We start from the raw sequence: 20,131 nt of genomic DNA, 5'->3' as shown, positions 1-20,131 counted from the left end.
CGGGTCAAAGACCCATGACACTACCTTAACCTGTTTGTGGCCGCTTCGCTGGCGCCGTTACCGGCTCGCCAGCAGCTCGGCATGCTGTTCGGTGGTGAGCCCAAAGTGACCGGGATAGGCCAACCAGACGGGCATTCCCTCTTTGGGCAGCCAGAGGTGGCGGCCCAGCTCGGTCCAGTTGGAGGGGAAGTGAAAATCCGATCCCACCGAGATATAGAGGTCGTGCTCCTTGGCCCACTGGCCCAGATTGGCCCGCTCCTGCGGGCTCTGCTGGGGCAATGAGACCTCCATGGCATCGCCACCGGCCGCCTTGAAGGCCACCAGCAGCCGCTTGATCCACTTGGCGGTGAGATCGTAACGGCTGGGGTGGGCCAGCACAGCCAGCCCACCAGCGGCGTGAATGGCGGTGATGGCTTCACTCATCTCGGGCCACTCGGCCGGGGCATACCCTTTATTGCCACGGCTCAGGTACTTTTTGAATACCTTCTGCATGTTGTCGGCCACCCCGCGTGCCACCAGCACCCGGGCAAAGTGGGCACGGGTCACGGCGGCGTCACCGGCGAGCGCCTTGGCCTCTTCATAGGTGCTGGGGATGAGGCACTTCTCCAGACGACGCCCGATTTCCAGCGCACGCGCCTCACGACGTGCCAGCTGACCGGCCAGAAAGTCGGTCAGCTGCGGATTTTTTTCATCCACCCCCAGCGCCACTATATGGATCTCGTGATGCTCCCAGCCGGTGGAGATCTCGACCCCGCTCACCAGTCGCAGCGGCAGTTGCTCGGCTTCGATGGTGCGGCGTACCTCATCAAGCCCGGCAAGGGTATCGTGGTCAGTAACTGCTAACACCTCGACCTGTTTCTCGGCGGCGCGGCGCACCAGTTCGGCTGGGCTCAGCACCCCGTCGGAGGCAGTGGTATGGCAGTGAAGATCGAATCTCATCAGGTTATTCCGCTCTCGTGGTCAGGTCACCATTCATGGCAAATCGGTGAAAGAAGGCTAAAAAGCGACTTGACTTGGCCGCGGCTTTATCGTTTTCTGTAGGCACTTCATTGCAAACATCTTTTTACAGGACTTTATCATGCAAACGACTTCCATCCTGACCATCTGGTGGTGGCACACTCCCTGACATGCGGGCGTGTGGTCGTTGCTGTACCTGTAATCTGACAGCAAATTAAGAACCCAAAGAAAAAGCCCGCTGACCCCAGCGGGCTTTTTTATTATCCGGCAAATGGACCTGTGATGAAACCGAGAATTCAGACAAGCAAGCTGACCTGGCGATGGCGCCCCTGAACCAGCCACCCCGGACCAATAAAATTTCTAAGGAATTCAAAGTCATGAACATCGGTAAAACGCATCACACGCAAGGGAACGCACTATGACAGCCACACATCGCCTTCCTCTGGGTGAATTCGATACCCTCAAACTCAACGCCCCCTATGTGGCCGATCCGCTGGCGCTCTATACCCGCCTCTGTCAGGGCCGCCCCAACAACCTGCTGCTGGAATCGGTGGAGATCGACTCCAAGGCAGGCAAACAGAGCCTGCTGCTGGTCGATGCTTGCCTGCGCATCGAGTGCCGTGGCCGCACCGTGCGGGTGCGCAGCCTGAACGACAACGGCGCTCAGTTGCAGAGCCTGCTGGCCGAGCGGCTGCCTGCGGTGGTGGCTCGTTCGCTGGTAGATGGCGAGCTGCAGCTCGACTTCCCGGCCTCCGATCGGGAGCAGGACGAAGATTCCCGCCTCAAGGGGGGCAGCGTGCTGGACGTGCTGCGCACCCTGCAGCGGGAGCTTGATTGCCAGTTGGGTAAAGAGGCCCTGTTTATGGCGGGCAGCTTCGCCTACGACCTGATCGCCTCTTTTGAAGATCTGCCCGACGTGCCGGAGGGGAGCAACGACTGCCCCGACTACTGCTTCTATGTGGCCGAAACCCTGATCACTATCGACCATATCGAACGCACCACTCAACTGCTGGCCTGCATCTTTGGCGGCGATAGCGACGAAAGCCAGGTTGAAGACAGATACACCCGCCTGACCGAGCGACTCACCGACTTCAAACAGATTTGCCAACAACCCCTAAGCGCCGAGCTGACCATCCAGCCTCTGACCGGTGGCATGAGCGTGGACAAGAGCGACAAGCAGTTCTGCGCCGAGGTGGAGAAGCTCAAGGGCTTTATCCGCCGGGGTGACATCTTCCAGGTGGTGCCGTCCCGCTGCTTCTCCCTGCCCTGCCCCAGCCCCATCGCCGCCTATCGCCGCCTCAAACAGACCAACCCCAGCCCCTACATGTTCTATGTGCAGGATGAGGGCTTCACCCTGTTTGGCGCCTCCCCCGAGAGCGCGGTGAAGTTCTGCGCCACCAGCCGTGACGTTGAAATGTACCCCATCGCCGGTACCCGCCGCCGCGGCTTCAACCCGGATGGCAGCATCAACCGCGATCTCGACGGCCGCATCGAGCTGGAACTGCGTCAGGACGAGAAAGAGGTGGCCGAGCACCTGATGCTGGTAGATCTGGGCCGCAACGACATCGCCCGCATCTCGGAACCCGGCACCCGCTACGTCAAGGAGCTGCTCAAGGTGGATCGCTACAGCCACGTGATGCATCTGGTCTCCAAGGTGGTCGGCACCTTGCGCTCCGATCTTGACGCCCTGCACGCCTATCAGGCCTGCATGAACATGGGCACCCTCACCGGCGCCCCCAAGATCCGCGCCAGCGAGCTTATTCGCATGGTGGAAGGCAAGCGCCGCGGCAGCTACGGCGGTGCGGTCGGTTACATCAACGGCGCCGGCGAGATGGATACCTGCATCGTCATCCGCTCCGCTTTCGTGAAAGATGGCGTGGCCCACGTACAGGCCGGTGCCGGGGTGGTCTATGACTCCAAGCCCCAGGCCGAAGCGGACGAAACCCGCGCCAAGGCGGCCGCCGTGCTGGCCGCCATCGCAGCCAGCCATGGCACCTCCCTGCAAGCCCTGAGCGCCCAGCAGGAGCAACATAAGGACGTGAGCCATGACTAACATTTTCCTGCTCGATAACTTCGATTCATTTACCTACAACCTCGTCGACCAGTTCCGCTCCCTCGGCTATCCGGTGCGGATCTACCGCAACAGCCTGCCGGCCAGCCGCATCATGAGCGAAATTGCCGCCTGCGAAGGGGATGCCGTGCTGGTGCTCTCGCCGGGGCCGGGAGCCCCCCATGAGGCGGGTTGCCTGATTGACCTTATCAAGCTGGCCCGCGGTCAGGTGCCCATCCTCGGTATCTGTCTCGGCCATCAGGCCCTGTGCGAAGCCTACGGTGGCACCGTCGGCGCGGCGGGCGAGATCGTCCACGGCAAGCGGTCCCTGATTGAGCACAACGGCCACGGCGCCTTCGCGGGGCTGCAAAGCCCGCTACCGGTGGCCCGCTACCACTCGCTGGTCGCCACCTATGTACCGGAAGAGCTGACGGTGATTGCCCACTATCAGGGCATGCCCATGGCCATTGAGCAGCAGGATGAGCGGGTGCTGGGTTTCCAGTTCCATCCCGAATCCATCATGACCTCGGAAGGGGCCCGTTTGCTGACTCAGGCGCTCGCCCATATCACCCGCCCAGAAAGCAGCGTGCGTTAAGGTAAGGAGACCAACATGCATCAACATCTCAACACCCTCTATCAGGGTCAGTCTCTGAGCCGTGAAAGTACCCGCGACGCCTTCGGCCAGGTGGTACGTGGCGAAGTGGATCCCATCGTGCTCGCAAGCCTGCTGACCGCCCTCAAGATCAAGGGGGAGACCCCGGAGGAGATCGCCGGTGCCGCCGAGGCGCTGCTGGCAGAAGCGCGCGACTTCCCGCGTCCGGACTATGAATTTTGCGACATCGTCGGCACCGGTGGCGATGGCCTCAACACCATCAACGTCTCCACCACCTCGGCGCTGGTCGCCGCCGCCTGCGGCCTGAAAGTGGCCAAGCACGGCAACCGCTCGGTCTCGAGCAAGTCGGGTTCGAGCGATCTGCTCGACAAGATGGGCATCAAGCTCGACATGAGCCCGGCGCAGGCGCGCCGCTGTCTGGACGAGCTCGGCATCTGCTTCCTGTTCGCCCCCCAGTACCACGCCGGGGTGCGCCACGCCATGCCGGTGCGCCAAGCCCTCAAGACCCGCACCCTGTTCAACGTGCTGGGGCCGCTTATCAACCCCGCTCGCCCCACCTATCAGCTGATGGGGGTCTATGCCCCCGAGCTGGTGCGCCCCATCGCAGAAACCCTGCTGGCACTGGGGCTGAAAACCGGTATGGTGGTTCACGGCGCCGGGCTCGACGAGATTGCCATTCACGGCCCGACCCAGGTGGCCCAGATCCGTGACGGCGAGATCCGCGAGTTTCTGCTCACCCCGGCTGACTTTGGCCTCGAGACCTATCCGGTCAGCGCCATTCAGGGTGGTGAGCCTGAAGAGAACCGCACCATCACCGCCGCCATTCTGGAAGGGCGTGGCACCCCGGCCCACAACGCCGCCATTGCCGCCAATGTGGCGCCACTGCTGCTGATGGCGGGCAAGGCGAAGGATCTCAAGAGCGCGGCGGCCGAGGTGCTGGCTGTGCTGGCAAGCGGCAAGGCAGCAGATCTGGCTGCTCGGCTCGCCACTTTGAGCCATCAGGAAGCGGGCAATCAGGAGGCATGATGTCAGCCACCATGTTGCACAACAGTCATTCAGAACGCCCACAGGGCAAGAGCCAGTTTCGCAAGGATAACGAGATGTCAGACCTTATTGCCCCCCATGCATTTCTGAACATGGCCTCCATCAGCCAGACCATTCTCGGCAAGATCGTGGCGGCCAAACAGGAGTGGGTTGCCGCCCGCAAGCTGGCCCAGCCGCTGGAGAGCTTCCAGAGCGCTCTGACCCCAAGCGATCGGGATTTCGTCGGGGCGCTCAAGGCAGGCTCCACCCGCTTTATTCTTGAGTGCAAGAAGGCCTCCCCCTCCAAGGGCTTGATCCGCGACGATTTCAGCCCGGAGGCGATCGCCGACATCTATGGCAAATACGCCACCGCCATCTCGGTGCTGACCGACGAGAAGTTCTTTCAGGGGGATTTCGCCTTTTTGCCGCGGGTGCGCAGCCGCGTCAGTCAGCCGGTGCTCTGCAAGGATTTCATGATTGACCCCTATCAGGTCTATCTGGCCCGTCACTATCAGGCGGACGCCATCCTGCTGATGCTCTCGGTGCTAACCGACGAGGGCTATCGCGCCCTGTTCGCGGTGGCCAAGGAGCTGGGCCTGGGCGTGCTCACCGAGGTGAGCAACGAAGAGGAGCTAACCCGCGCCATCGCGTTGGGGGCGCCGGTGATTGGCATCAACAACCGGGATCTGCGAGATTTGAGCGTCGATCTCAACCGCACCAAACAGCTGGCCAAAGACATTCCAAGCGATCGGGTGGTGATCAGCGAGTCCGGCATCAACCACCGCGCTCAGGTAGCGGATCTGCGCCACCACGCCAAAGGCTTTCTGGTGGGCTCATCCCTGATGGCCGAGCCGGATCTGGAGGCAGCGGTGCGCAAACTGGTACTGGGCCAGAACAAGGTGTGCGGCCTGACCCGCGCCGAAGATGCCGCCGCCGCCCATCAGGCGGGCGCGGTGTTTGGCGGTCTGATTTTTGTGGCCAAAAGCCCGCGCTATGTGGACATCCCCGCCGCCCGCGCCGTGATGGCGGGCGCACCGCTCTCCTACGTCGGGGTATTTCGCAACGCCCAGCCCGCCACCATCGCCAAGACGGTGGATGCGCTGGGGCTCGCCGCGGTGCAGCTGCACGGCGATGAAGATGCCGCCTATATCGAGATCCTGCGCCCACTGCTGCCAGCGGGCTGCCAGACCTGGAAAGCAATTGGCATCACAAGCGGCGAGCCGCTGCCCGCCCTCGACTATCCGGCGGATCGCCTGCTGCTGGATACGAAAGTCGGCAGCCAGAGCGGCGGTACCGGTCAGGCGTTCGACTGGGCCCTGCTGGCCACGCTCGATAAAGCCAAGCTGATGCTGGCGGGGGGGCTCAACCCCGACAACGCCCTGCAGGCAGCGCAAGTGGGCTGCCTCGGCCTTGATTTCAACTCCGGGGTGGAGAGTACCCCAGGCCAGAAGGATGCGCACAAAATTGCAGCCGCCTTCGGCGCACTGCGCAACCTGTAGCGCAACCCTTTTTGATGTTTCGATTTAGCTAATACAAGGAAGAAGCCATGACCCTGCTCAACCCGTTTTTCGGTGAATTTGGCGGTATGTATGTACCCCAAATCCTTATCCCGGCCCTGCTCCAGCTGGAGAAAGCCTTTGTCGATGCCAAGGATGATCCGGCCTTTATCGCCGAGTTTCAGTCCCTGCTGACCGAGTATGCCGGTCGCCCGACCCCGCTCACCCTGACCCGCAATCTGACCAAGGGCACCAAGACCCGCCTCTACCTCAAGCGTGAAGATCTGCTGCACGGCGGCGCCCACAAGACCAACCAGGTGTTGGGTCAGGCGCTGCTGGCCAAGCGGATGGGCAAGAGCGAGATCATCGCCGAGACCGGTGCCGGTCAGCATGGCGTCGCCACCGCACTGGCCTGTGCCCTGCTCGGCCTCAAGTGCCGGGTCTATATGGGTGCCAAGGATTGCGAGCGCCAGAAGCCCAACGTCTTTCGCATGAAGCTGATGGGCGCCACCGTCATTCCGGTGCACTCCGGCTCCAGCACCCTGAAAGATGCCTGCAACGAGGCGCTGCGCGACTGGGCTGCCAACTACGAGTCGGCCCACTACCTGCTCGGCACCGCCGCCGGCCCGCACCCCTTCCCCACTATCGTGCGGGAATTCCAGAAGATGATCGGCGAAGAGGCCAAGGCCCAGTGCTTCGAGAAGGAAGAGCGGCTGCCCGATGCGGTGATCGCCTGCGTCGGCGGTGGCTCGAATGCCATCGGCATGTTTGCCGACTTTATCGATGAGCCTTCAGTGCGCCTGATCGGCGTCGAGCCGGGTGGTCACGGCATCGAGAGCGGCGAGCACGGTGCGCCGCTCGGTCACGGCAGCAAGGGGGTCTTCTTTGGCATGCACTCCTACCTGATGCAGGACAATCAGGGCCAGATTCAGGAGTCCTACTCCGTTTCGGCGGGGCTCGATTTCCCCTCCGTTGGCCCGCAGCACGCCCACCTGGCCGCCATCGGCCGCGCCGAATACCCCTCGGTGACCGACAAGGAGGCGCTGGACGCCTTCCAGGAGCTGGCAAAATCCGAAGGCATCATACCTGCGCTGGAGTCCTCCCACGCGCTGGCCCATGCACTCAAGATGGCCCGCAGTGAACCGGAAAAAGAGCAGGTGCTCATCGTCAACCTCTCCGGCCGTGGCGACAAAGATATCTTCACCGTCGCTGACATTTTCGAGAAAGAAGGAACCTTGTCATGAACCGTTACGCACAACTCTTCTCCCGTCTGGACGAGGCCAATCAGGGCGCCTTTGTGCCGTTCGTGATGCTGGGTGACCCCACCCCCGAATTGTCGCTAGCCATCGTCGATGCGCTGGTGGAAGGGGGCGCCGATGCCCTCGAGCTCGGCATTCCCTTCTCCGATCCGGTGGCGGATGGCCCCACCATTCAGGGCGCCGCCCTGCGCGCGTTTGCCAGCCACACCACCCCGGACGACTGCTTCGAGCTGCTTGGCCGCATCCGCGCCAAGTACCCGCAGTTGCCCATTGGCCTCCTGGTCTACGCCAATCTCGTCTATGTGCGCAAAATTGACGGCTTCTACGAGAAGTGCCAGCAGGCGGGCGTGGACTCGGTGCTGGTCGCCGACGTGCCGGTGCAGATGTGCGCCCCCTACAAGGCGGCCGCCGACAAGTTCGGCATCGACAGCATCTTTATCGCCCCGCCCAATGGCGACGCCGAGACCCTGAAACAGGTGGCGGAGCTCGGCAATGGGTACACCTATCTGGTGAGCCGCGCCGGTGTCACCGGTGCCGAGACCAAGGCCGGCATGCCGGTGGAGGGGCTGATCAATACCCTGCGCGAGTTCAACGCCCCCCCCGCCCTGCTCGGCTTTGGCATCAGCGAACCGGCTCAGGTGCGTGAGGCAATCGCCGCTGGCGCCGCCGGTGCCATCTCCGGCTCCGCTGTGGTGAAGATCATCGAGACCCACCACCAGAACCCGGAACATATGCTCACTCGTCTGAAAGAGTTTGTGGAAGGGATGAAGGCTGCAACCAATCGATAAGGGATGGCATTGGTAAAATGCAATTGGCAGTGATGTTCTCGTCTACACATTGAGATCACGCATAAATGTATCAATACATCAAAGGGAGCCTAGCCGGCTCCCTTTCTTTTTGCTCCAATCCATGCGGAAGAAGATCTATGTAGGGAAAATCTACGGCAACCGTGATTGCTCACATCAAATGTTGATTAATCTCTAATTTATTGATCTAGAACTAACTCCTACCATAACACACTTTCCAATATCCAATTCCCGCCATTACAATAGCCAAACGAAAATCCCTCTATCAGGTGGAATCATGGCAACAACTTCTGACACTATATGGGTTAAAGTAGCAGGCACAGAGTTGTGATTATGATGAAGTACTTGACCTAATGAGATAGCCTGCACTCAGCACGCTACAATGTGTCACTAGTCGAATGCTATCAGATTAGTGACACTATTTAATCAATCACTATTAACCCTCTTGTAATAGCTAATAAAAATGAGGTCAAGGAATGTACATAAGCTCATTAAAAATAAGAAACTTTAGAAATTTTTTAAGCTCAGAACTTTTGTTTAAAAAAGGCGTAAATACAATTCTAGGTGAAAATGGCTCTGGTAAAACGAATGCTCTTTTCGCCTTAAGGTTACTACTTGATGAATCATTACCTAGAAATATTACCAAGCTAAGAGAAAGCGACTTCTGCCGTAACCTAGGTAACTGGAAAGGCCATTGGATTGTGATCTCTATAGATTTTAACGAGCTGTCTCCTCATGAAGGCTGCCAAATGTTAAAACATGATACAGGCCATATGGATAACAGTAATAAAGGAACGTTAAATTTTTATTTTAGGCCTTGTTTTAAAATAAGGAAAGCACTATTTGATGCCAGCGGTAATTCTACCTTAGCTCAAGAAATAATTGAAAAGATCCATATAGATGATTATGAGTCAGTTTTTTCTGGCAGATCTCACGCTAACTTTACATGTAACGAAACTTACAAAAATTTAGTCGGTGACTTTAATAAGTTAGTATTTCCAGATCCCAATAATAAAGACTTTAAGTCTTATGGTATACATCTTTCACCATTACATGAAGAGGTCTCTTTTACATTTATAAAAGCTCTAAGAGATGTTGTTTCAGATCTCAAAAATTACCGTAACAGCCCATTAATTTCCTTATTAAAAGGATTAGAATCAGAGATCTCCGATAAGGATTCTAAAAGAATTACAACTCTTATTGCAGAGGTAAATGATACTATTTCAGAACTGGATGAAATCAGACAAGTTTCAAGTGGCATTCAAAATATGCTGCACAAGACTGTAGGTCATACATTCTCCCCAATTATTGATATTGAGTCGTCATTACCAAGTGAATTAGATAAACTACTTCAAAAACTTTCACTTACCGTAGGGGATAACTATGTTGATGGATATAGCGGAGATCTAAATGAATTAAGTCTAGGTGGTGCCAACTTAATTTATGTGGCGCTAAAATTGTTAGAATATGAGCGTAAACAGGATGCAGATAAAGCAGCTCAGTTTTTAGTCATCGAGGAGCCCGAGGCTCATATACACACTCACATTCAAAAAACACTATTTGAGAACCATGCGATAAATAAGACACAAGTATTCTTGTCGACACACTCAACCCATATATCTTCAGCGGCAAAAATATCCGAAATGAATATATTGGGTTTAAATGAGAATAGGGTTGATGTATTTCAACCTGCAACCGGATTAACAAAGGTTAAATGTAATCGCATAGAAAGGTATTTAAATGCCACTCGTTCAACACTACTTTTTGCCAAAGGCGTAATACTAGTTGAAGGAGAAGCCGAACTAATCTTAACTCCTGTTTTAGTGAAAAAAGTATTTGGTGTTTCATTAGACGAGCTTGGCATCAGCTTAATAAGTATGGATAGTGCTTTCTTTGAACACATATCCAATTTATTCCATCCCAATAGAATCAGGAAAAATTGTGCAATAGTTACAGATCTAGATACGTCAATTGTACCACTTCCATATGATGAGGAAGAGGATGATGCATATCAAAGGTCTTGTCGAAACTCTCAAAAATCAGGTGTTATAAGAAAAGCAAAACTAGACCACCACACAAATGAAAATGATTTTATATGTGCATTCTACGCTCATCACACTTTCGAAGTTGATTTTATTAAAGCGGATAACTCAATTGAGGTTAAGGATGCATTGCCTTCTATTTATAAGAATCTGAGAAACATAGAAAATTCAGCTAAAAGGCTGATAGATAACAATGTGGAAATTTATGGAAAAGAAATACTGAGACTTGCAGATAAATTTGGAAAAGGATGGCTGTCACTACTTATATCAGAAACCGTGAGTTCTCGGACATACATTCCTAAATACATACTAGATGCCATAGCATTTTCATGTGGCTATAAACTTTCTTCTAAAACAATATACAAAATGTGTGTACATCGCTTAAAACATCCCATGCCAGTAATGGAGGATGAGGATAAACCGACACAGTATTTTAATGACACTCCCCATAATATTAATTCCTGTATAGCTGAATTTGTAAAGCAATGCCCTGACGATGATTTATCTTACTTTATTAATTTGCTAGGCAAGTAACTATGAAATTAAGTGATGAACAGCAAACCGCAGTTAACTGTAATGGAAATGTTTACATTACAGCCTGTCCAGGGAGTGGTAAGACCAGAGCTCTTACCGCAAGAATTGCCAAAGGTGTAGATGAATTAATACATCGAAGTAATAAAGTTCTTGCTGTGACATTCACAAATAGAGCCGCAGATGAAATAAAAGCGAGACTTGAAGAAAATTACACCATAGAAAATGGGCGTATTTGGGCTGGGACTATTCATTCATTAGCACTTGAGTGGATAATTAGACCGTACGCATCTTACTCTCCTTATCTTAATTCTGGCTTCACGATTGCGGATGAATTCGAAACAAGGAAAATTATAAACAAATTAAAAGCAGATAAAGGATTAAGAGTTTTCGATGATGTAAATATAAGTTTCGATCGAAATGGCTCCGTCTATAATACAAGCACCCAAGCAATCGAAGTAGAGAAAGAATATAGAGAGATTCTTCATTCACGCAAAAAAATTGACTTTGACCAAGCACTTTATTTTGCCTTTCACTTAATGGAAAATGTGCCAGAAATCGCATCTACACTAGGCAGCATCTTTAGTCTTATCTGTGTGGATGAAGTTCAAGACACGCAAGACTTACAGTATGCGATTTTGGCAAAAATATATAATAAAGCAGACGTAAAGCCATCTTTATTTATTGTGGGAGATGAAAACCAAGCTATCTATGGAGGTATTGGAGGTAAATCCCTTACTTTATCTGAGTTAAATACTGAGTTCTCCGGCTGCAATATAAATCACTTTACTTTTAGTGATAATTATCGCTCAACACAACGCATTATTGACTATTTCTCTGCTTTTAGAAAAGTTCAGGGCAGCATAGCAAAGTCGGCATATAAAAATGAACACGGAATTATAAGTTTTTTTAACCAAACTGTAGATAAAGACGATTTGCCAGTAATCATTTCTAAATTAATTCAAGACGAGCTTAATAATGGTACTAGTGAGAATGATATCTGTGTTATCGCGCCTCAATGGGCGCCGATAAGGTCAATGACAAAAAAATTAATATCTTTAATGCCACATGTAACGTTTGATGCCCCCTCACTATCACCATTTTATGGTCAGCAGGACAACTTCTGGTTGTTAGTTTCTAAGCTAGCTTTGACTAAGCCGTCAGGACAGTTACTTAGTTGTCGTGTCCGATGGGCAAATGAATTGTTAGGTAAACTAGTTGATAACCATCACCATACAAAAGAGTTAACCGCAAAAAAATTATTAAAGATAATTAACTCTTTTCATAGTGAAACTCTAGTTGGAACGGAATATTTAAGAGAGTGTTTTGTATTTTTACTTGAAAAGTTAAAGGTTGATTTATCTAGTGACTTGCATCTCAATGAACAATTTGACCTATTTTTTGAAAAAGCCATTTCCAATATGGCAAATAATAATGGTCAGTATGAAGATACTGTAGTTGCATTTAAAAGCTTCTTTAATAGAAAAACAGGAGTAGTGGTTAATTCGTGTCATGGAGTTAAAGGCGAAGAATATAAAACTGTTATTGCATTTTGTTTATTAAAAGGATTCATTCCCCATTGGAGTGATATAATAAATCAACCTGAAGTAGTTGGGTATAACTCTGAATCTAAAATGCTTTATGTAATAGGGTCTAGAGCAAAAGAAAATTTGTACATATTTTCTGAGTCTGGGCGTAGAACACAGCGAGGGAGTTATTATGAAACATCAAGCCAGTTGAATACATACAACTATCAATATGATTAATGACAAAAAACAGGATACCCACATTTCTGAACAGGCCGACAAAAGATGGGTATCCAATTTTTAGTTATTCTCGATATTTACCAAAGTAGGACATTTCCAATAATCCTTTCCAATCCCACCACTACCTCTCCTTTTTCCACACCCGCCACCCCATCAACACCAGCATCAACGCCCCCCCCGGCAGCCAGACCCAGTAGAACTCGGAGAGGATCACCGCTTCACCTCGGGCTGTGAGATAGGCCTCCAGCTTGAAGGGGGCGACCCGGATCACTTGCCAGGGGGCAAAGAAACGCTCGTCACGCCACGGCCAGAGCCAGCCAACCCCCTTGCCGCCGGTGGTAAGTGAATCGAGCAGGCTGTGGGAGAGCAGCGAGACCAGCAGAAACGACCAGACGGTGGCGGCGCGGGCCCGAAATTGGCGGTGAAACAACATGGCCAGGGTGGGCAAGGCAAAGGCGAACAACAGGGAGTGGGTAAAGCCGCGGTGGCCAAAGACATGGCCGTAGGCAACCCCCAGTTTAAAGGCGAGCACATCGGCATCGGGCAGCATGGCGATGGCGACCCCCGCCAGCAGCAGGCGCGGCGGGATAATGCGGCTGCCAAGCCCCAGTCCAAGGCAGAGAGGTACGGCGGCGTGAGTGACTATGGTGGGCATAGGATAAAGCTCCAACTGAAAACGTGAGCCTACCCTACCCCCGTTCGGTGAAGTGAAGGTGAAGTGCCTCCTCTTATGTTGCTGTATTCCCCCTCAAATCCTTAGCCATCAGCCAGAAGAGGCGTCACACAGGAAAGCTGTTGCACGCGCTCCGAAGCAGGGGCCGAAATCCTGTGGTTTGTCCCTCTGTATTGGCTCGTTCGTTGTGTGTCGAACGCAGGCCCAATCAGCGTTGGCGCGTTAACTTGAAATGTTCATTTAACAGCGGCTGACATGCAGAACGGGATCGTGATAAGTAGTCTCTTCGGTTCACATCACAGGGATAGTGGCAGCGATGAATGTATCAAAAGGCATCAGGCTGATTGCGAGCGTTATCAGCCTTTGGTTAGTGACTGGATGCATGGCAGAGGCCGCCTCTGCGCAGCCGCAGCAAGAGCCGTATGCGCTGATCTATAACGGGCCGGTATCTGATGGGGATAGCACCAGAGCGATTGCGGATGTGGTCAAGCAGGTGGGCTTGCCGGTCAGGTATCTCTCCAATATCGAGGCGCTGCCTGCAGAGCTCGATCATGCCAGGGTGTTTATCGTTGGCGGCACTGAGGACGATGTTGAGCCGCTGCTCAACGCCTTCACCGCAGACGCGCGCTCGGCATTAAAAACCTATCTGCAAAACGGTGGCCGCTACCTCGGGATCTGTGGGGGGGCCTTTGTGGCATCCACTGGCTGGTCTGAGGACGAAGGCTTTGTGCCGGCGCTGGGCCTCGTCCCTGCCACATCCGATGATTATGACGGCGACTTTAGCGCCAGGATCTTCCCGATCACCTGGCTTGGTGAAGAGCGCCAGATGTATTACCAGGCCGGCCCGCAATTTACGCCGGTGCCAAGCCCCGAGCAGGTCAAGGTCATCGCCCATTTTCAAAACCATCATATTGCCGCGCTTATCAGCTCATATGGCAAAGGCAAGGTGGCGGTTTCCGGGCCACACCCCGAAGCCCCCGAATCATGGAAAGCGAACGCAGTGGACGGCGACAAGATGGAGTCGAATATTCATCTAGCCGTTGGACTCGTCAACGAGTTGCTCTCCGAAGAGCCCGTCACCCATTCGAAGTAGTCGCGTCCCTACGCCCCGGATTTGACCCGATAGCTAGGCCCGGAAGTGAGGGCAGCCAATCGGCAGCAATCCATAAAAAAAACCACCGACCTGCAAAAGGTCGGTGGTTTTTTTATCGGTGGTAGATAACGGGTAGCCGATATGAAGCGTTCGCTACCTCAACTTTCGCCCGGGAACGAGCACTACTCTTCCTGCTCCTCCGGTTGTCTCTCCCCACCCCGCAACTGTTGCAGCTCATCGACTCGGGCTTGCCACTTCTCTTGGGCTTTTTTGCGCTCCTGAAGCTGGAACTCTTCGCGCATGGTGTCGATGTTAAGGTCAAGTGTTTCCATCAGAGTGTCTCCTTTGTATGACCGCTTAAAGACTGGCTGACGGCGCATTGGCCAACCTGCTCCCCTATTCAGACACCACTCATCCCCCAAACGCCCAACTAAATAATCGATTGAATATGCAACATTCAATCTAAAAAACTATTCATTCTGCACGGTGACACGCTGTAGCAGCGGCTGCAGCCCCGTTACGCGAAACGCAACGAGGCCCACGTCCCCCGCCAAAAAGGTGATAAAGGCATACGCAGTAACCCGGTTTGGCGTAGTCCCATGCTGGAGCAGATCTCATCGCCGAACCGGATTATCTGGCACTGCGCCGAAATGGCGTTAAGCAGTGCTACTACCATTTTCAAAGGCAGGCAGCGCAGCTGCCCAACCGACGAAACCAATAAAAAGACCCCCTATTGCCCAGCGGTAAGAGGGGGTCTTTTGTTTGAGCCGCCGGCTAGCCGGCTATTGCCTCACGCTATCAGGCCAGCGAGACAAAGATCCCGGCCAGGGTGGCGCTCATCAGGTTGGCCAGGGTCGCCGCCAACACAGCCTTGAAGCCCATATTGGCCACATCGTGACGACGCTCCGGTGCCATGGTACCGATGGAGCCGAGCTGCACCGCAATGGAGCCCAGATTGGCGAAACCGCACAGCGCGAAGGTGATGATGATCTGGGTGTGGGCGCTCAGATCCGCCTTGATATTGGCAAAGTCCAGATAGGCGACGAACTCGTTCATGATCACCTTCTGACCAATCAGGGAGCCTGCCGCCATCATCTCGCTGGCGGGCACGCCAATGAGCCAGGCCACCGGGGCAAACAGATAACCCAGCAGCTGCTGCAGGGAGAGATCGGCCCAGCCGAACCACTCGCCGACGGTGGTGAGACCGGCGTTGATCATGGTGATGACGCTGACAAAGGCCAGCAGGATAGTACCTATGGCCACGGCGATCTTCATGCCGCCCATGGCGCCGCCCGCCAGTGCGTCGATGGCGTTGCTGTAGTCGCTCTTGTCGAGGGTGATCTCGGTCTGATCGCTCACCTGCTGCTGCTCCGGCACCAGCAGTTTGGCCATCAGCAGGCCACCCGGCGCCGCCATAAAGGAGGCGGCGATGAGGTATTTCAGATCCACACCCAGACCGGCGTAACCGCCCAGTACCGAGCCCGCCACCGAAGCCATGCCGCAGGTCATCATCGCAAAGAGTTCAGAGCGGGTCATACCAGCAAGGAAGGGGCGAATAAGCAGCGGCGACTCCCCTTGCGACAGGAAGATATTGCCGGTGGCCACCAGCGACTCGGCGCGGCTGGTGCCGAGCAGGCGGTGCACGGCGCCACCCAATACACGGATCACCCACTGCATGATGCCGAAGTGGTAGAGCACGGCGATCAGCGCGCTGATAAAGATCACCAGCGGCAGCACCCGCACGGCGAAGATAAAGCCGTTGCTGGCGAGATCGCCAAACACAAAACGGATGCCGCTGTCGGCAAAGCCGAGCAGGGCGGAGACGCCATTGCTCATGGCACCGAGCATGATTTGTCCGGGGGGGAAATAGAGCACCAGGGCAGCAAAACCGGTTTGCAGGGTGAGCGCACCCAGCACGGTTCGCCAGCGGATGGCTCGGCGGTTTTCACTCGCCAGCCAGGCGATAAACATCAGGGCCAGCATACCGACCAGACTCAATAACAGTGTCATCTTGCACCTATGAAGAGAGGAGTTTCATATGGCAAGTCTGCAGACAGGCGTCGCGGGAGATCCGGCGGGAGAGGTGCCGACCCACGCGACACGCAGACCACAAACCTACAGGTTAGTGGCGGGTCCCATCCTGGGGTCATTCACGTTCCGGGTGACAGCATGTATCGGGTGACGCCAGCGCCGTCGCAGGGGGAGATGCGGCCGGGTGGCAGGTCGGGCGGCGATGGTACAGTGATCATCGTCGCAGAAAAAGCGGTAAAACGATTGGCCGGAATAACTTTTTCAACTTGTTCACACAACGAAACAGGGCCAGCGTGACGCTGGCCCTGTTTCAATCCGTACTTGAGTACTCAGATGATTACTTGAGGCGCTTGCCGCTCGCATCCACCACCTGCTCGCCATCCTCCTTGGCGAAGGCCCCTTTTTGCTGATCGGGCAATATATCGAGCACCACTTCCGACGGACGGCACAGTTTGGTGCCAAGCGGCGTAACGACGATGGGGCGGTTGATGAGGATGGGGTGAGCCAGCATGGCATCGATCAGTTCATCATCGCTGAAACGATCTTCCGCCAGACCGAGCGCCTCGTAGGGTGGAACGTTCTTGCGCAGCAGATCGCGCACCGGCATGTCCATGGCGGCGATCAGCGCCACCAGCTGGTCACGGGAGGGGGGCGTCTCCAGATAGTGGATGACAGTGGGCTCGACGCCGCTGTTGCGGATCAGCTCCAGGGTGTTACGGGAGGTACCACATTCCGGGTTGTGATAGATGGTGATTGCACTCATTTGCGTGTCTCTCATTAATCAAGTGAATAGAAAATGGATAGCATCTAGTTCGCGGCCAGCTGTTAGCGGCCATCAGTTAACGGCTCAGCCCCGCTTCGTACCAGGGTTTGCTGGCGTTAACCACCCGCACCACCAGCAGCATGACCGGCACCTCGATCAGTACCCCGACCACGGTGGCGAGCGCCGCGCCGGAGTGAAAGCCGAACAGGCTGATGGCGGCGGCCACCGCCAGCTCGAAGAAGTTGGAGGCACCGATCAGGGCGGAAGGACAGGCAACCGAGTGCTTCTCCCCCACCTTGCGGTTGAGCCAGTAAGCCAGCCCGGAGTTGAACAGCACCTGGATCAGAATGGGCACCGCCAACAGGGCGATAACCAGCGGCTGCTCGATGATGGCGTTGCCCTGAAAGGCAAACAGCAGCACCAGAGTGAGCAGCAGGGCCGCCACCGACCAGGGCTGGATGCGGGTCATGACGCCGTCAAAATGGGCCTCTCCCTTTTTCAGCAAGGCCTTGCGCAGCGGCTGGGCGATGATGACCGGAATGACGATATAGAGCACCACAGAGGTAAGCAGGGTATCCCAGGGCACTATGATGCTGGAGACCCCGAGCAGCAGCGCCACCAGCGGTGCGAAGGCAAACACCATGATGAGGTCGTTCACCGCCACCTGCGACAGGGTGAAGTAGGGATCGCCGTTGGTGAGGCGACTCCAGACAAACACCATGGCGGTGCAGGGGGCCGCCGCCAGCAGGATCAGGCCCGCTACGTAACTGTCGAGCTGATCAGCCGGCAGCCAGTCGGCAAACAGCACGCGGATAAAGAGCCAACCGAGGAAGGCCATGGAGAAGGGCTTGACCAGCCAGTTGATAAAGAGGGTGACCCCAATGCCCTTCATGTGCCCCTTCACCTGATGCAGGGCGCCAAAATCGATCTTGAGCAGCATGGGGATGATCATCACCCAGATCAGCAGCCCCACCGGCAGGTTGACCTTGGCCACCTCCATGGCGCCGATCGCCTTGAAGAGATCCGGCAACCCCTGCCCGAGACCAATCCCCACCAGAATGCAGAGGGCGACCCAGGCGGTCAGATAACGTTCAAAAAAGCCGATGGCAGGCACGGCCTTGGCATCACATGTTGCAGACATCACAGCTCCCGATGCGGCGCAATCCCGCATCTTCTATTGGTTCAAAACACAGGTTTATAACAAGTAACGGCATATTCAAGCCGCCCCGGCAGCAGACCGGGGCGGCGACTCAATGGTGCTGGCAGAGGCGGCGCAGGGCATCGGGCCCCACCGGCTCCTCGGCGAGCAGCGGCACCACGGCGTAGCGGCTGGCATGTTGCTGCTCGACCGCCTCGATATGGGGCAACTGGCGCTCGGCCCGCAGTTGCAGCAGCGGTGAGCTGACCGCGGCTTGCTGCAAGCTGTGGTTGATAAGCCAGCCCCAGGGCTCGATACCAGCCCGGCGCAGATCGGCCTGCAGATTGGCCGCCTCCTGTACCGGCGTCGGCTCGGGCAGCGTCACAATCAACACCTTGGTCTGCTTGGGGTCCTGCAACTGCATCATGGGGGTGGTGAAGTGCAGCCCCTTGTTTCCCATCTGGCGAGCGATCTCCCTGTGGTAGGCGCCGGTGGCGTCAAGCAGCAGCAGGGTGTGGCCGGTGGGGGCGGTATCCATCACCACAAAGCGCTTGCCCGCCTCGCGAATGATGCGGGAAAAGGCCTGAAACACGGCGATCTCCTCGGTGCAGGGGGAGCGCAAGTCCTCCTCCAGCAGTGCCCGCCCCTGCTCGTCCAGGGCCGCTCCCTTGCTGGCCAGCACCTGGGCGCGGTAACGCTCGGTCTCGGCGTGGGGGTCGATGCGACTCACCTCAAGATGGGACAAGCTACCTGCCAGCGTCTCGCTCAGGTGCGCGGCGGGATCCGAGGTGGTGAGGTGCACCGGCAAGCCGCGGCTGGCCAGCTCCACCGCCACGGCGGCCGCCAAGGTTGTCTTGCCTACCCCGCCCTTACCCATCAGCATGATAAGGCCATGACCATCGGCGGCCAGCTCGTCCACCAGCGAACTCAACTCGGGCTGGGCTTGCTTGACAGTGGACTGTACTGTCGAGGATTGAGCAGCTCTTCCCTCTGCTTGCAGCAACAGCCGCAAACTGTCGACCCCCACCAGATTGGTGGCCAGCAGCGGGATCTGATCCTGCGCCAGCCCCTTTATCCCCTGCGGCATATCGGCAAGAGCCTGTTGCTCGCGCTGCCAGAGCGCCATTGCCAGCGGATCTCCGGCAATGGCGCCTTCGGGGAAGAGGCCATTGATCACCAGTTGCTGATTCAACAAGCCGATGGCGGCCAGCTCCTCGTGGGTGCGGGCCACTTCCCGCAGAGTGGATTGCTGGGCCCGCGCCACCAGCACCAACCGGGTGCGAGTGGCATCAGCCAGTGCGGCGACCGCCTCTGCATACTGGCTGCGCTGTTTCTCCAACCCCGCCAGCGGGCCTAGGCAGGAGGCATCCCCCTTGCCCTGCTCCAGAAATTCGCTCCAGGCTCCCGGCAGTTGCAGCAGCCGGATGGTGTGGCCGGTTGGCGCCGTATCAAAGACGATATGGTCATACTCGGCCAGCAGCGTTTGGTCAGTCAGCAGGGCGGTGAATTCGTCAAAGGCGGCGATCTCGGTGGTGCAGGCGCCGGAGAGCTGCTCCTCGATGCTGCGTACCACGCTCTCGGGCAACTTGCCGCGCACCGGCCCGACAATCCGCTCCCGATAGGCTTTGGCCGCCGCAGGGGGATCTATCTCCAGCGCCGACAAACCGGGCACCGCGGCGATGGCAGTGACGCGATTGCCGATCTCGGTGGCAAACACCTGCCCCACGTTGGAGGCAGGATCTGTGCTCACCAGCAGCACCCGCTTGCCAATATCACAAAGAGCCACCGCACTGGCGCAGGCCAGCGAGGTCTTGCCCACCCCGCCCTTGCCGGTGAAAAAGAGAAACGGCGGTGGATTGGTCAGAAAATGGTACATAGCCTCTCCCGAAT

The 20,131-nt window shown here is 55.7% G+C and carries 16 protein-coding genes; 9 read left to right on the top strand and 7 right to left on the bottom strand.

Annotated elements, in window-relative coordinates; all coding sequences use genetic code 11:
- Nucleotides 1–57: 57 nt before the first annotated feature.
- Nucleotides 58–939 carry an RNase RNM gene (rnm, locus tag G5380_RS06485; RefSeq protein ID WP_421236007.1) on the bottom strand — a complete coding sequence of 294 codons (882 nt, stop codon included), beginning with the start codon at nt 937–939 and terminating at the stop codon, nt 58–60.
- Between the two features lie 436 nt (nt 940–1,375).
- On the opposite strand from rnm, the gene G5380_RS06480 reads away from it, so the two are divergent.
- The 8 genes from G5380_RS06480 to G5380_RS06445 all read left to right on the top strand — a co-directional run bounded on the left by G5380_RS06480 (nt 1,376) and on the right by G5380_RS06445 (nt 12,543).
- Nucleotides 1,376–3,010 (top strand): anthranilate synthase component 1, encoded by a 1,635-nt coding sequence (locus G5380_RS06480; RefSeq protein ID WP_421352541.1) that lies wholly within the window; start codon nt 1,376–1,378, stop codon nt 3,008–3,010.
- The gene (locus tag G5380_RS06475; protein WP_016351382.1) at nt 3,003–3,602 is read left to right on the top strand and encodes an aminodeoxychorismate/anthranilate synthase component II; all 600 of its coding nucleotides are present in this window, start codon (nt 3,003–3,005) and stop codon (nt 3,600–3,602) included. Before G5380_RS06480 ends, G5380_RS06475 begins: the two co-directional genes overlap by 8 nt.
- Nucleotides 3,603–3,617: 15 nt before the next feature.
- On the top strand, nt 3,618–4,646 hold the full coding sequence (gene trpD / locus G5380_RS06470; RefSeq protein ID WP_421352540.1) for an anthranilate phosphoribosyltransferase: 1,029 nt from the start codon (nt 3,618–3,620) through the stop codon (nt 4,644–4,646).
- The gene (trpCF, locus tag G5380_RS06465; RefSeq protein WP_421352539.1) at nt 4,646–6,142 is read left to right on the top strand and encodes a bifunctional indole-3-glycerol-phosphate synthase TrpC/phosphoribosylanthranilate isomerase TrpF; all 1,497 of its coding nucleotides are present in this window, start codon (nt 4,646–4,648) and stop codon (nt 6,140–6,142) included. The genes trpD and trpCF overlap by 1 nt, the downstream gene beginning before the upstream one ends.
- Before the next feature lie 47 nt (nt 6,143–6,189).
- Nucleotides 6,190–7,383: a tryptophan synthase subunit beta gene (gene trpB, locus G5380_RS06460; protein WP_005347359.1), complete on the top strand. Its 1,194-nt coding sequence runs from the start codon at nt 6,190–6,192 to the stop codon at nt 7,381–7,383.
- On the top strand, nt 7,380–8,186 hold the full coding sequence (gene trpA, locus G5380_RS06455) for a tryptophan synthase subunit alpha (protein WP_100654204.1): 807 nt from the start codon (nt 7,380–7,382) through the stop codon (nt 8,184–8,186). Before trpB ends, trpA begins: the two co-directional genes overlap by 4 nt.
- 494 nt (nt 8,187–8,680) lie before the next feature.
- On the top strand, nt 8,681–10,780 hold the full coding sequence (locus G5380_RS06450; RefSeq protein WP_421352538.1) for an ATP-dependent nuclease: 2,100 nt from the start codon (nt 8,681–8,683) through the stop codon (nt 10,778–10,780).
- A gap of 2 nt (nt 10,781–10,782) precedes the next feature.
- Nucleotides 10,783–12,543: a UvrD-helicase domain-containing protein gene (locus G5380_RS06445; protein WP_421352537.1), complete on the top strand. Its 1,761-nt coding sequence runs from the start codon at nt 10,783–10,785 to the stop codon at nt 12,541–12,543.
- A 121-nt stretch (nt 12,544–12,664) separates the two neighbouring features.
- Here the strand turns inward: G5380_RS06445 and G5380_RS06440 are convergent, their stop codons facing one another.
- A complete protein-coding gene (locus tag G5380_RS06440; protein WP_421352536.1) occupies nt 12,665–13,198 on the bottom strand; it encodes a metal-dependent hydrolase in 534 nt (177 codons plus the stop codon).
- A 334-nt stretch (nt 13,199–13,532) separates the two neighbouring features.
- Between G5380_RS06440 and G5380_RS06435 the strand changes: the two genes are divergently transcribed.
- The gene (locus G5380_RS06435; RefSeq protein ID WP_421352535.1) at nt 13,533–14,309 is read left to right on the top strand and encodes a BPL-N domain-containing protein; all 777 of its coding nucleotides are present in this window, start codon (nt 13,533–13,535) and stop codon (nt 14,307–14,309) included.
- A gap of 182 nt (nt 14,310–14,491) precedes the next feature.
- On the opposite strand, the gene G5380_RS06430 is transcribed toward G5380_RS06435, so the two are convergent.
- From G5380_RS06430 to arsA, 5 genes are all read right to left on the bottom strand, one after another.
- Nucleotides 14,492–14,641, bottom strand: a complete 150-nt coding sequence (locus G5380_RS06430; RefSeq protein WP_005347375.1) for a hypothetical protein — start codon at nt 14,639–14,641, stop codon at nt 14,492–14,494.
- Between the two features lie 466 nt (nt 14,642–15,107).
- A complete protein-coding gene (locus G5380_RS06425; RefSeq protein ID WP_421352534.1) occupies nt 15,108–16,319 on the bottom strand; it encodes a NupC/NupG family nucleoside CNT transporter in 1,212 nt (403 codons plus the stop codon).
- A 358-nt stretch (nt 16,320–16,677) separates the two neighbouring features.
- The gene (gene arsC / locus G5380_RS06420) at nt 16,678–17,103 is read right to left on the bottom strand and encodes a glutaredoxin-dependent arsenate reductase (RefSeq protein WP_080741219.1); all 426 of its coding nucleotides are present in this window, start codon (nt 17,101–17,103) and stop codon (nt 16,678–16,680) included.
- A gap of 76 nt (nt 17,104–17,179) precedes the next feature.
- Entirely contained in the window at nt 17,180–18,244 is a 1,065-nt protein-coding gene (gene arsB / locus G5380_RS06415) for an ACR3 family arsenite efflux transporter (RefSeq protein ID WP_421352533.1), read from the bottom strand.
- Between the two features lie 109 nt (nt 18,245–18,353).
- The gene (gene arsA, locus G5380_RS06410; protein ID WP_421208606.1) at nt 18,354–20,117 is read right to left on the bottom strand and encodes an arsenical pump-driving ATPase; all 1,764 of its coding nucleotides are present in this window, start codon (nt 20,115–20,117) and stop codon (nt 18,354–18,356) included.
- Nucleotides 20,118–20,131: the final 14 nt, after the last annotated feature.

The sequence above is a fragment of the Aeromonas sp. 604443 genome (assembly GCF_049170315.1).
Classification (GTDB): domain Bacteria; phylum Pseudomonadota; class Gammaproteobacteria; order Enterobacterales; family Aeromonadaceae; genus Aeromonas; species Aeromonas veronii_A.
This window is presented reverse-complemented; position numbering and strand designations above follow the sequence as displayed.

Excerpts from the sequence above, each read along its gene's own strand:
- G5380_RS06435 (WP_421352535.1), top strand. The coding sequence starts at position 13,533 with ATGAATGTATCAAAAGGCATCAGGCTGATTGCGAGCGTTATCAGCCTT.
- G5380_RS06430 (WP_005347375.1), bottom strand. The coding sequence starts at position 14,641 with ATGGAAACACTTGACCTTAACATCGACACCATGCGCGAAGAGTTCCAG.
- trpA (WP_100654204.1), top strand. The coding sequence starts at position 7,380 with ATGAACCGTTACGCACAACTCTTCTCCCGTCTGGACGAGGCCAATCAG.
- G5380_RS06450 (WP_421352538.1), top strand. The coding sequence starts at position 8,681 with ATGTACATAAGCTCATTAAAAATAAGAAACTTTAGAAATTTTTTAAGC.
- arsA (WP_421208606.1), bottom strand. The coding sequence starts at position 20,117 with ATGTACCATTTTCTGACCAATCCACCGCCGTTTCTCTTTTTCACCGGC.
- G5380_RS06440 (WP_421352536.1), bottom strand. The coding sequence starts at position 13,198 with ATGCCCACCATAGTCACTCACGCCGCCGTACCTCTCTGCCTTGGACTG.
- rnm (WP_421236007.1), bottom strand. The coding sequence starts at position 939 with ATGAGATTCGATCTTCACTGCCATACCACTGCCTCCGACGGGGTGCTG.
- G5380_RS06425 (WP_421352534.1), bottom strand. The coding sequence starts at position 16,319 with ATGACACTGTTATTGAGTCTGGTCGGTATGCTGGCCCTGATGTTTATC.
- trpD (WP_421352540.1), top strand. The coding sequence starts at position 3,618 with ATGCATCAACATCTCAACACCCTCTATCAGGGTCAGTCTCTGAGCCGT.
- trpB (WP_005347359.1), top strand. The coding sequence starts at position 6,190 with ATGACCCTGCTCAACCCGTTTTTCGGTGAATTTGGCGGTATGTATGTA.
- trpCF (WP_421352539.1), top strand. The coding sequence starts at position 4,646 with ATGTCAGCCACCATGTTGCACAACAGTCATTCAGAACGCCCACAGGGC.
- arsB (WP_421352533.1), bottom strand. The coding sequence starts at position 18,244 with ATGTCTGCAACATGTGATGCCAAGGCCGTGCCTGCCATCGGCTTTTTT.
- arsC (WP_080741219.1), bottom strand. The coding sequence starts at position 17,103 with ATGAGTGCAATCACCATCTATCACAACCCGGAATGTGGTACCTCCCGT.
- G5380_RS06445 (WP_421352537.1), top strand. The coding sequence starts at position 10,783 with ATGAAATTAAGTGATGAACAGCAAACCGCAGTTAACTGTAATGGAAAT.
- G5380_RS06480 (WP_421352541.1), top strand. The coding sequence starts at position 1,376 with ATGACAGCCACACATCGCCTTCCTCTGGGTGAATTCGATACCCTCAAA.
- G5380_RS06475 (WP_016351382.1), top strand. The coding sequence starts at position 3,003 with ATGACTAACATTTTCCTGCTCGATAACTTCGATTCATTTACCTACAAC.